The following is an 11,155-nucleotide window of genomic DNA, read 5'->3' on the forward strand; positions in this document are numbered from 1 at the left end:
CATGAAAGAAGAACTTCGCCAAGACGTGTTGCAACGCCTCCAGTCCGACTTCGGACTCAAGCACCGCACGGGCACCGACTACATGCGCGGCGGCACCTGCCCGAAGTGCAAAAAGAAAGAGCTGTACTCCCGTTTTGACACGCCATGGATGGTGATTTGTGGTCGCCCTGAAAAGTGTGGCCACACCCTGCACGTGAAAGAACTGTACGACGACCTGTTTGAAGATTGGAGCAAACGTGCGCCGGCGACAGACCAACATCCCAACGCCACCGCACGCGCTTACCTCGAGTTCGCCCGAGGCTTTCGGTTTGAGCTGATCCAGGGATGGTTCACCCAGGAAACGTTCTATTCGGTTGAACACAACGCAGGTAGCGCGACAGTGCGTTTCGCACTGGAAAAAGGCGGTTGGTGGGAACGCCTGATCGATCAACCGCATCGCTTCGGAAAGATGAAGGCCCGCTTCAAATCCAAGGACAGCTATCGCGGCGTCTGGTGGTGCCCGCCCTGCGTCAACCTGCTGGAAGCCAAGGAAATTTGGATTGTCGAAGGGATCTTCGATGCCATCGCCCTGGTGCACAACGACATCGCGGCCGTATCTGCAATGTCCTCCAACGCATTCCCCGGGGACTCGCTCAAGGCTCTGATTAAAAACCGGGAAGGCGGAAAGCTGCCCAAGCTGGTTTGGGCTTTGGATAACGAGCCGAGCGCAAACGCCTACACCAGGCGTTGGGTCCGCGAAGCCCGTGCCCTGGGCTTCATCTGCGAGTCAGCGCAGATCCCACAACGCGACGGTCGCAAGTCGGATTGGAACGACCTTCATCAGCGCTGGAGCTTCATCCAGGACGAAACCAAACGCGCCGACCAGATCGCCACTGACCTCAAACAAGCCCGCCATCAGGGCGCCCTGCTGCTGGCCGAAAGCGCGGCGGAAAAAGCCTTGCTCATGTACGACTGGAACAAGCGCGGGGAATTTCACCTGGGCTTCGGGAGCCGCCTGTACTGGTTCAAGTTGGACATGGAGAAATTCAATCGAGCCATGTCCGACATCGAGGACAGCGAGAATCACGACGACCAGTTGCTGAACCAGGCGCAACAGCGAGAAAAAGCGCTGCAGCAATCCGGCAGCGTCGTGGAAATCGCCAACTGCTACCCCCAGGCGCTGTACTTCCAACGTAACGAGGTAACAGACGAGTCCTGGTACTACATGCGCGTGGACTTCCCCCACGACTCCGAAAGCGTGAAAAACACGTTCACCAGCGGCCAGCTATCGGCCGCGAGCGAATTCAAAAAGCGGCTGCTGGGTATGGCGGCAGGTGCCATGTTCACAGGCAGTGGCCAGCAGCTCGACAAGCTCATGAAAGACCAGTTGTTCGGCATCAAAACCGTCTCAACGATCGACTACGTGGGCTACAGCAAGGAATACGCCTGCTACGTCTACGGTGACATCGCGATCAAGGACGGCACCACCTACAAGGTCAACAGCGAAGACTATTTCGAGTTCGGCAAGCTGCGCCTGAAAACCCTGCAGAAAGGCGTCCCGATCAAGCTGCAGCGCGAAGCGAAGGGCTTTGACGAGAAGTGGGTGCAGTTGCTGTGGACCTGCTTCGGCGCCCAGGGCTTCGTCGCGCTGGTGTTCTTCTTCGGCTCGCTGTTCTGCGAACAGATCCGCGCCCGCTATCAGTCCTTCCCTTTCCTGGAAGCCACAGGTGAAGCCGGCGCCGGCAAAACCACCCTCTTGAACCTCCTTTGGAAACTACTCGGCCGCGAAGGCTATGAAGGATTTGACCCTTTGAAATCCACCAAGGCTGGGCGCTCTCGCCTGATGGGCCAGGTCTCCGGAATGCCAGTGGTGTTCCTGGAAGCGGATCGCCATGGCGATGATCGGGCACACGCTAAAACCTTCGAATGGGACGAGCTGAAAGACTTCTACGGCGGCGGCACATTGGCCACCAAAGGCGTCAAGACGGCCGGCAACGAAACATACGAGCCTCCATTCAGGGGAACGATCGCGATCAGCCAGAACGCGGCTGTGGTCGCCCACGAAGCAATCATGACGCGGATTGTGAAGCTGCACTTCGTGCGCCCGACCGTCACGCCGGAAAGCCGTGCTGCTGCTGATCAACTCAACGCCCTGGACGGGGGCACCCTCAGCCACTTCCTTTTGCGGGCCGTGGGCAAGGAATCCGCGGTGCTTGAGCTGTTCGCCCAACGTATGCCCGAACACGAATCGAAGCTGCGCCGTTTGCACACCCATTGTTTCGCCTGCAGCACGGCCTATGCCAGTGACCAGGGCAATTGCACCAGTTGCGGCTATGACCTGCGCGGCTACATCCGCGTGGAGCGCATCAGCAAAAACCACGCGCAAATGCTCTCGCTGCTGGACGGCATTCGTCTGGTACTGAAATTGAGTGACCCACAGGTCGCCGCCACACAGCGACAGATCGTACGGATGGCCATCGAGCGCCAGGCGTCGATCAGCTCCGACCATGCAGCCGTGGCCGAGTTTTGGGAGGTTTACGACTACCTCGAATCCTTGAGCGAAGACCCGGTGGTCGACCACAGCAGCGACCCCACCGTGATTGCTATCAATCTCAACGAATTCTGTGAGCGCGCCGCCGAACACAAACAGAAGCTGGCTGACGTGGCCACGTTGCGCGACCTGCTCAAAGAGTCCCGTTCCCGCAAGTTTCTGGACAGCAACAAGGCCGTACACAGCGCTGTACGTGCTGCGTTCAACGGCCGTAACCCGTGTTCACAACCCCGGCCTACCACAGTGAAGTGCTGGACATTCAAGGCGTAAAGGAGAGCAAGACCGATGCAGATCCAAGTGTTTATGGGCAATGCCGGCGACGGCAAAGCAAGCAAGCTGCAGTCCGTACAGGACCGCCTGGAATTCACCGGCGAGAGCGCACCGATCATCCAGGCCGGTGCATATGGGGAAGATGGCTTGTTGGAGATCCTGGAAGTTCGGGCATACGGTGGCCAGCGCGAAATCCTGGTGGACGACTGCAGCAGGCAACAAATTTTGAGGGTGTTGGAGTGGCAATCATGCGGTGAGCATGAGCCGGATTTTGACGGCCTGGTGATCCACCTGGCCCGTAAGGACTGACCTTAAAAGAAGCAGTGTCGAGGAGTTGCAGCTCCCCGACACCTAACCGCAACAGAGGGCTATACCATGCAAGCACAGAACCTAAGCAGCAGCGGCGCGAAGGCTACCACACCGGCACGCCACCTGGTGGCCACCGCGATCATCGGCGCGGCCGTCATTGGCTACCTGGTGCACAAAACCCCTGAATCTCGTACCCGCCTCGAAAGCCTCAGCCAGATGGCCAGCACCCTGGGCGAACTGAGCGAAACGGATGCCGCCATCGTCGCCCAACTGCTCGCCAAGCCTGCAACTCGGGGCGTATCACACAATGTCTAACAGCCCTGCAGCACCAGCACGGCGCTTTCCCTGGAACATTGATTACACCAGCGTTTGCGACCAATGCGGCAATTGGCGCGTCCAGGGCAATCACCTGAAATGCAGCCGGCTGCGCCAGCTGCAGAACGCCCATCTACGCAACCAAAAGCCTAAACGGTAAGCCGCGTCCACCAGAAGATGCGCTACCAGATACTTGGCCCGGAAACGGGCCTTTTTGTTTCCGATCGTCAGACTGTCGATACACAAGCACAGCGTTAGGGGTTTACATGAGTGGGGTCGAAGCTCGCGGGAAGTCCGTGAGAATCTATTTTCAATACAACGGGGAGAAATGTCGGGAAGCGATCCCGGGCGGCAACACGCCGGCCAACGTGGCCCAGGCTAAGCGCATGGTTGAAATCATCGAGTACGAGATTCAGGCCGGTACCTTCGATTACGCACGGCACTTTCCCAACTCGATCAAGTTGGTGGAAAACACATTCGGCCATTACCTGGATCTGTGGCTGAAGATCAAAGCTAACAGTGTCGCGGCTTCCAGCTATCGGGGTTACGCCAACAAAGCGGAGGTTCACGTAAGGCCGCGCTGGGGGAAGGTACAGATCCAAAATATCGACCACCTGGACCTGCAGGAATGGATACAGGTAACCCTGTCGAAAACGCTCAAAAACAAGACCATCCGCGACATCATCAGCAACGTCCGCCAGGTGTTCCGGCTCTATCGCACCAGGATGAAAGTGGCGCATGACCCGACCGAGGGTTTAATGGTGCGACTGCCAGATCCCGAGGCACCCGACCCGTTCACCAGGGCGGAAATCAAACAGATCCTGGAAACCCACACTAACCGCACGCAGGAGCTGTTGATGGTCCAGTTCATGATATGGGCCGGCCCCCGGGTTTCCGAAACCATCGCTTTGGCCTGGGAGGATGTCGACCTGGAGCAAGGCACGGTGACGTTCCGTCGGTCCAAGGTGCGAGGGGCTTATCGGGTGACGAAAACCCGTCGATCAACGCGCAAGGTTCGCTTGCTCGCCCCTGCATGGGATGCGTTGCGGAAGATCGATGCGTTGAATAGAAAAAAGAAGGCGGAAACCGTTGATATCGTTGAGCGAGACAACAAAACCGTGCGGCAACATAAGCTGCACTTCGTCTTCCTGAATACAAAAAGCGGCCTGCCGCATGTCAGCGACTTCGTGGTGCGGGACAGGTTTTTCAAGGCTCACTTGCTCGCGGCCGGGGTCCGATATCGTGGACCTGGTCAGTGCCGGCACACGTACGCCAGTCAGTTACTGACCACGGGGATAGCGTCAATCGACTGGATCGCCGAACAGATGGGACATACCAACGGAAACATGATCCGCCAGCACTATGGGACGTGGATCAATGAGGATGGTCCGGATGTCGTAGGGATGCTGCAGCTTGCATTGAATCTCTAGATGTCGTGACGCTGCATCGAGGCAAGCAAATATCGCGAGGCTGAAACCTATTTACAACACAAAAATAAGCAAAAAGCAGTCTAATCGCAAATAGACAGAATAGACGCTATGCCTTTCAGCTTAATTTGACTACATTAGGCGCCAGCAAGAATGATGGCTTACGGCCAGTCAAGGCCGGAACTCAAGGACGTGAGGTGTAAATGAAAGAGCTTAATTTTAAGATTTCATACAGCGGTGGAAGCGCGGATCAAGGGCTGCTAGACATTTATGATGCAAGCGTTTCAACGCAGGGATTGGCGAGAGCGCTGTCAGTAACCACGCATGCATTTATAAATGAAGGACAAATTCGAAAGCGAGCTGAGCGAGTTGCAGGCGCCAAAGTCTATTTGCATCCGCCCAAAAATGGTAGCTTCGAAGAGTTGGTTACAATTGTCTTTACAGACCCTGTCGTCCAATTTATCGGGGCAAGCGTAATCACACCTGCATTTTGGGATTTTTTAAAATGGACTTGGTCTGAAGCAATAGGAGGGGAACATATTCCAGAAACTCCGTTCGTAAGGCGGCTTGCAGATAGAGTTGAGCCTCTTATTGGGGAAATTGGCGTTGCGCTTGAGTCACCTATGGCATCACTACATCGTCCCATCCAAAATGCGGCCAACATAGAAATATCCATCTCGCGCCCGAGAGTAGGAGAGATGATCAGGTTAGATCATACAACCATGGCTTACGTATCTATTCGAGATGAAGGCGAGCCTGAAGAGGGAATAATTGGTAACGTCACCAAGTACAATATTCTGAGTGGTTATGGTCGAGTGTTTGTAGACGAACTAGATAGAACTATACCATTTGATTTGGATATAGATGTAAGCCCTGCCGAGAAAGAATTTCTTACAAAATCCAGCCATGATCGAAACAGAGGTCTGGACGGAAAGATCTCATTAAATGCATCAAGAATCTTGACTGGCAGAGGGGAGTTGAAACGTTTCAAAGTCTACGGTGTCGAATGGATAGGAAACATAGATATTTAGTTGTTCAGCGCCAACCATAAAAGGTTGGCGTACTTTATGGAGTTTTCATGAATACGTTAAGCGTACCGCCCGTGCCTACGAACCTCCTAGAAGGGCTTGGTAAACTTGGCAGCGCCATCGTCGGACTTTCTGTATTTGCGTACATTGCCGGCTTTGTGAAGCTAATGTCAATGTACGAATCATTAAATGCAGGCTGGGTTATTGATTTTGCTGTTACACAGGACATTCTCCGCGCAGGGCTTGAGCCATTAGCTATGGTCGGTGTAACTTGTGCTGCGAGCACCTATATTTTCTTTTCTGGAAAATTAGTAACTGCAAAAATAGTAAGCTTCTTACTTCTATCACTCACGTTAATATTTTTAAAATACATGCCAACAGATGAATTAAACAAAGACTGGATGAACAGCTATAAGTTTTCAAAATTAATCTGCTACAGCTTATACTTGATTGCGGGAACTCTAGTAACCCTCGCTGTATTTCAAGTCTGCATTCATAAAAAACTCAACGCGAAAATTGCGATTTGCTTTTTACTCGGGGCACTTTTCGCCCTGTATATAACTCCTCTTTATCTTGGAAAAGTCTGGGGCAGCTCAATCTTAAGCGGAGACATAAAACTGCCAAAAGCCGTAGGAGAACAGTACAAAACAGAGCAATGTTACCTACTAGGAAATATCAACTCAAAGTACGCAGTTGCATGTATTGAGTCGAAAAAAATTGGACGAATTCAATTAATTGAAATCGGGAAAGAACTTTCGTTCACAAAAGAAAAACAATAAAAACACACAACTACAACTCCAATCCACCGCCCTCAGAATAAATCACATAGAGCACAAAGAGCCAACAAAGGCGGCACCGCCTGAACTTTCTGCCCTTTCAAGTTAAACTAGTAGAGCTTACCAATGCCAACGGGTGGTTGTCATATGCGCTCTCTGCGGATAAAACTAATTCCTCCCAATCCCCCTTTCCCAGCGATCTCAGTTCAGCCGCTGCGTTTAGGTACCCCATAGTAATCCCAAAGCGGAAACTCAACTCCGTAACATTCTGGGCTAAGGCTATTTTCTCAATTCGCTGCAACACACGGAGACGGGAGAAAGCTGTGCTGCCTAAATTTTCTAATTGACTCATAAGGATGACTTCCAGTCGATGCTAAGGAAATGGTCAGACCACGGCTACACCTCGCTCGTAGCCGTCCTGATTCAAAAACATTCCTTCAGAGTATACAAGCCGATTTTGAGAGTGATGCGAGAAGCGGAACATCACCACCAGTCCCAGATCTGTCCCATATGGCCATTTTTCAGACGCCAGAAACCACAAACCCCCGACTTTCTCTAGGAAAATCAGGGGTTTGTGTTTACTTAATGTGGCGGTGAAGGAGAGATTCGAACTCTCGATACAATTTCTTGTATACACACTTTCCAGGCGTGCTCCTTAAGCCACTCGGACACTTCACCGTATCTCGTCAAACCAGTTCAGTCTGTCGAGGCGCGCTAATGTAGTCGAAAGCCTTTCTGATGGCAAAGGTTTTTTTCAGAATTTTCATGCGGTTAGCCGGTTATGCCTGGACGCATCCGGCGAGGGGTGGTGATTGTGCCATTCTCAGGCATCAGCGGCGCGCGTCTGGGGCAGTCATTGAGCCCTGCCCCAGGCATTCCAGCCGCCTGTGTGCGGGAAAAGTCTGACTGGCCAGTCAGTCACAGCGCTTTACCGGCGCGGGCGTGGTGGGTAACGTCTGCGCATGCACGTCTATTAACAAGCCTTCTATAACAAATCCTACAAGGAACCGCGTCATGAGTGAGTTGATTGCCTACCACCTCGAAGACGGTATCGCGACCCTGACCTTGAGCAACGGCAAGGTGAATGCCATTTCTCCTGCTGTGGTCAGTGCCTTTAATGAAGCGCTGGACCAGGCGGAGAAGGACCGGGCGGTAGTTGTGATCACCGGCACGCCGGGGATTCTGTCGGGTGGTTATGATTTGAAGGTGATGACTGCCGGCCCTAAAGAAGCAATCGGCCTGGTGACGTCGGGTTCGACGTTGGCGCGTCGTCTGTTGTCGCACCCGTTTCCGGTAATTGTGGCGTGCCCTGGGCATGCGGTGGCCAAGGGCGCGTTTTTGCTGTTGTCGGCGGATTATCGGATTGGGGTAGAAGGCCCGTTCAGCATTGGCCTGAACGAGGTCGCGATTGGCATGACCATGCACCACGCGGGTATCGAGTTGGCGCGGGATCGGCTACGCAAGTCGGCGTTTCACCGTTCGGTGATCAATGCCGAGATGTTCGACCCACAGGGTGCACTGCAAGCTGGCTTCCTCGATAAGGTGGTCGCACCGGAGGAGTTGCAGGCAGCGGCGCTGGAAGCAGCGCGTCAGTTGAAGAAGCTTAATATGAACGCCCACAAGCACACCAAGTTGAAGGTGCGCAAGGAACTGCTGGAGGCCTTGGACGATGCAATCATCCACGACCAAGGGCATATCCTGAGCTAAACCCCTACATCTGATACGCCAGAGCCCGACCTTGAGTCGGGCTTTTTCTTAGACTTCAAACCGAACGATCTTCAGCCGCTCTAGCCTGCCAGTGTCGGCAGATGTTGAAATATGCACTAAAACATCGGCTATCTCCTACCTCTACCGGGGAATTGCCGAATCCAGTGCACATCCGTACACTGCGCCACCTTTTGTCTCGATAGGCCGTGTCGATGCTTTATCTGTTGCGTATGTTGTTGATGAGCCTGCACTTTATGCTCGCCGGTGTGCTGGGTGTGCTGGTAGGTATCTGCCGGCCATTCAATCCGGACAACAGCCGCCTATGTGCCCGCCTTTACGCGCTGCCGGCCATGTGGATTCTGCGTTTGAACGTAAAAGCCGATGTTGACTCGCTGCGCAATAAGCCCGGCACCTGTGTGGTGATTGCAAACCACCAGTCCAACTATGACTTGTTTGTCGTTGGCAATGTGGTGCCGTACCGCACGGTGTGTATCGCCAAAAAAAGCCTGAAATGGGTGCCGCTGTTCGGCCAGTTATTCTGGCTGGCGGGCAATGTGTTGATCGACCGGGGCAATGCGCACAAGGCGCGCCGTGCGATGCTCACCACGACCCAGACGCTGCAACATAAAGACACGTCGATATGGGTGTTCCCGGAAGGTACGCGCAACCTGGGTAACGGTTTGCTGCCGTTCAAGAAGGGTGCGTTCCATATGGCGATCGCGGCGGGTGTGCCGATCGTGCAGGTGTGTGTCAGCAACTACGTCACTCACATGCGGCTTAATCGCTGGAACAGTGGTGATGTGCTCATACGTTCGTTGCCGCCAATTCCTACTACAGGCATGACGGTGGATGACATCCCGGCGTTGATGCAGGCTTGTTATGCGCAGATGGATGAATGCATTGCGCGGATGGATCGCGAGTTGCGGGCGGCCTGAATAACGATCGTGGGCGGTTCGCACCCCAGCGCGAGCAAGCTCGCTCACAACAACGGCAGCTACAACGGAACGCCATTCAAGCTAAGCTGCCCAACACCTGTCCCCCCAATAAGAAGTGATCAGCACCATGGGTAGAGTTGTTGCGGCCGCCGTCTACAGCGCCGGTAAGAAAGTGTCTGATATCACCCTCGACGAAGGCGCCGCCTGGGCCGCCAAACCCGGTCACTTTGTATGGATCGGCCTGGAAGAACCCAACGCCCAGGAACTGGCCAACTTGCAACGCCAGTTCAACCTGCATGAGCTGGCCATCGAAGACGCTCTGGAAAAACACAGCCGCCCCAAGCTTGAAACGTTCGGCGATGCACTGTTTATCGTCACCTATTCACCGGTGCGCGAGAACGGCAAGCTGGAGTTTATCGAAACCCATATTTTTGCCGGTAATGGCTACATCATCACCGCACGCAACGGTCACTCGGCGTCCTACGGCTTTGTGCGCCAACGCTGTGAGGCGCGACCGCTGTTGCTGGAGCATGGGGAAGATTTCGTACTCTATGCGCTGCTGGATTTTGTCACCGAGAACTACCAGCCGGTGAGTGAAGCGATCCATGCCGAGATCGATGAGCTGGAGCGTAACGTGCTGTGCAGTTCGCTGAGTGAACGCGACATCCAGAAGATCCACGGCCTACGTCGCGACGTGCTGCGGCTCAAGCGTTACGTGGCGCCGATGGTGGAGATCAGCCAGGAGCTGCAGAAGCTGAGTTTCCCGTTTATCGACAAGAACATGCGCCCGTATTTCCGTGACGTGCAGATCCACGTGACACGGCAGATGGAAGACCTCACCACCCTGCGCGATATCGCCAGCCAGACCATCGAGATCGGTGTATTACTGGAGGCCTCGCGCCAGAGCGTGGTGCAGCGCAAGTTCGCCGCATGGGCGGCAATCCTGGCGTTCCCCACCGCGGTGGCGGGGATTTATGGGATGAACTTCCAGAACATGCCCGAGCTGCAATGGCACTACGGCTATTTTGCGGTGCTCGGGTTTATTGCGACCGGTTGCACCGGCCTGTGGGCCAGCTTCAAGCGTTCGGGATGGCTTTAAACCCGGGCCTCGGGCTGGTGTGCCACAAAGCGCATCATCCATTCCGCCACCGTGGTGCCGTGGTGGTCACGCTCAAGGCTGGCGACACCGTTTGTGTAGACCTTTTCACCCAGCGTTGTCTGAAGAATCTCCAGCAATTCGCGGGAATAGTCGTGGATAAATTCCGGGTGGCCTTGGAAGCACAGCACTTGATCGCCGATGTGGTACGCGGCGAACGGGCAAAACGCGCTGGACGCGATGACCGTGGCATTTTCCGGCAGCGTGGTCACTTGGTCCTGGTGGCTGATCAATAGCGTCAGCTCTTCCACTTCCGGGCTCATCCACGGCGCCTTGGCGTCGAGCTTGTAATCGTGAATGCCCATGCCCCAACCCTGGCCGGCGCGCTCGGTCTTGCCGCCGAGCAGCAGTGCCAGTAACTGGTGACCGAAGCAGATACCGAGCAGCTTGTCGCCGCGCTCGTAACGCTCGAGCAGGTAGGTCTTGAGGGTCTGGATCCAAGGGTCGGTGCCGAAGGCGTCGGCCTTGCTGCCGGTCACCAGGTACGCGTCAAACACTTCATCGTCCGACGGGTATTCGCCATTCACCACGTTGTACACGACAAACTCGGCGGGGATAGGTTGCTTGGAGAACAGGCGCTTGAACATCTGCCCATACCCTTGGTATTGATCGATCAAGCCTGGACGCAGGATATCGGTTTCCAGGATACAGACGCGTAGCGACATAAAAAATACCTGACACGGTGATGGGAATAATGCACAC

General features: G+C 54.6%; 10 protein-coding genes and 1 tRNA gene. 9 read left to right on the top strand and 2 right to left on the bottom strand.

The genetic code is table 11. The annotated features are described in order from the left end of the window. The first annotated feature begins 1 nt into the window (after nucleotide 1). The 6 genes from AACY36_RS19925 to AACY36_RS19950 all read left to right on the top strand — a co-directional run bounded on the left by AACY36_RS19925 (nucleotide 2) and on the right by AACY36_RS19950 (nucleotide 6,658). Nucleotides 2-2,800: a toprim domain-containing protein gene (locus AACY36_RS19925; protein WP_339497478.1), complete on the top strand. Its 2,799-nt coding sequence runs from the start codon at nucleotides 2-4 to the stop codon at nucleotides 2,798-2,800. A gap of 15 nt (nucleotides 2,801-2,815) precedes the next feature. Then, the gene (locus AACY36_RS19930) at nucleotides 2,816-3,109 is read left to right on the top strand and encodes a hypothetical protein (RefSeq protein ID WP_339497480.1); all 294 of its coding nucleotides are present in this window, start codon (nucleotides 2,816-2,818) and stop codon (nucleotides 3,107-3,109) included. Nucleotides 3,110-3,175: 66 nt separating this feature from the next. Further along, entirely contained in the window at nucleotides 3,176-3,424 is a 249-nt protein-coding gene (locus AACY36_RS19935) for a hypothetical protein (RefSeq protein ID WP_339497481.1), read from the top strand. 266 nt (nucleotides 3,425-3,690) lie between these two features. Beyond that, entirely contained in the window at nucleotides 3,691-4,854 is a 1,164-nt protein-coding gene (locus AACY36_RS19940) for an Arm DNA-binding domain-containing protein (protein ID WP_339497483.1), read from the top strand. 200 nt (nucleotides 4,855-5,054) lie between these two features. Further along, nucleotides 5,055-5,882, top strand: coding sequence for a DUF7946 domain-containing protein (locus AACY36_RS19945; RefSeq protein ID WP_339497485.1), 828 nt, complete (start codon nucleotides 5,055-5,057; stop codon nucleotides 5,880-5,882). A gap of 47 nt (nucleotides 5,883-5,929) precedes the next feature. After that, a complete protein-coding gene (locus AACY36_RS19950) occupies nucleotides 5,930-6,658 on the top strand; it encodes a hypothetical protein (protein ID WP_339497487.1) in 729 nt (242 codons plus the stop codon). Between the two features lie 585 nt (nucleotides 6,659-7,243). Here AACY36_RS19950 and AACY36_RS19955 read toward each other — a convergent pair. Next, nucleotides 7,244-7,333, bottom strand: a tRNA-Ser gene (locus tag AACY36_RS19955). A 336-nt stretch (nucleotides 7,334-7,669) separates the two neighbouring features. On the opposite strand from AACY36_RS19955, the gene AACY36_RS19960 reads away from it, so the two are divergent. From AACY36_RS19960 to AACY36_RS19970, 3 genes are all read left to right on the top strand, one after another. Beyond that, nucleotides 7,670-8,362, top strand: a complete 693-nt coding sequence (locus AACY36_RS19960) for a crotonase/enoyl-CoA hydratase family protein (RefSeq protein WP_339418856.1) — start codon at nucleotides 7,670-7,672, stop codon at nucleotides 8,360-8,362. Nucleotides 8,363-8,574: 212 nt separating this feature from the next. After that, nucleotides 8,575-9,297 (top strand): 1-acylglycerol-3-phosphate O-acyltransferase, encoded by a 723-nt coding sequence (locus AACY36_RS19965; protein WP_065873932.1) that lies wholly within the window; start codon nucleotides 8,575-8,577, stop codon nucleotides 9,295-9,297. Between the two features lie 127 nt (nucleotides 9,298-9,424). Continuing rightward, nucleotides 9,425-10,396 (top strand): magnesium and cobalt transport protein CorA, encoded by a 972-nt coding sequence (locus AACY36_RS19970; RefSeq protein ID WP_339418857.1) that lies wholly within the window; start codon nucleotides 9,425-9,427, stop codon nucleotides 10,394-10,396. On the opposite strand, the gene AACY36_RS19975 is transcribed toward AACY36_RS19970, so the two are convergent. After that, nucleotides 10,393-11,118 carry an amidotransferase gene (locus tag AACY36_RS19975; protein ID WP_339418859.1) on the bottom strand — a complete coding sequence of 242 codons (726 nt, stop codon included), beginning with the start codon at nucleotides 11,116-11,118 and terminating at the stop codon, nucleotides 10,393-10,395. The two genes, AACY36_RS19970 and AACY36_RS19975, sit on opposite strands and share 4 nt — an antisense overlap. Between the last annotated feature and the right edge of the window lie 37 nt (nucleotides 11,119-11,155).

It is taken from the genome of Pseudomonas sp. EA_15y_Pfl1_P101 (assembly GCF_963970835.1).
Lineage (GTDB): Bacteria > Pseudomonadota > Gammaproteobacteria > Pseudomonadales > Pseudomonadaceae > Aquipseudomonas > Aquipseudomonas tritici.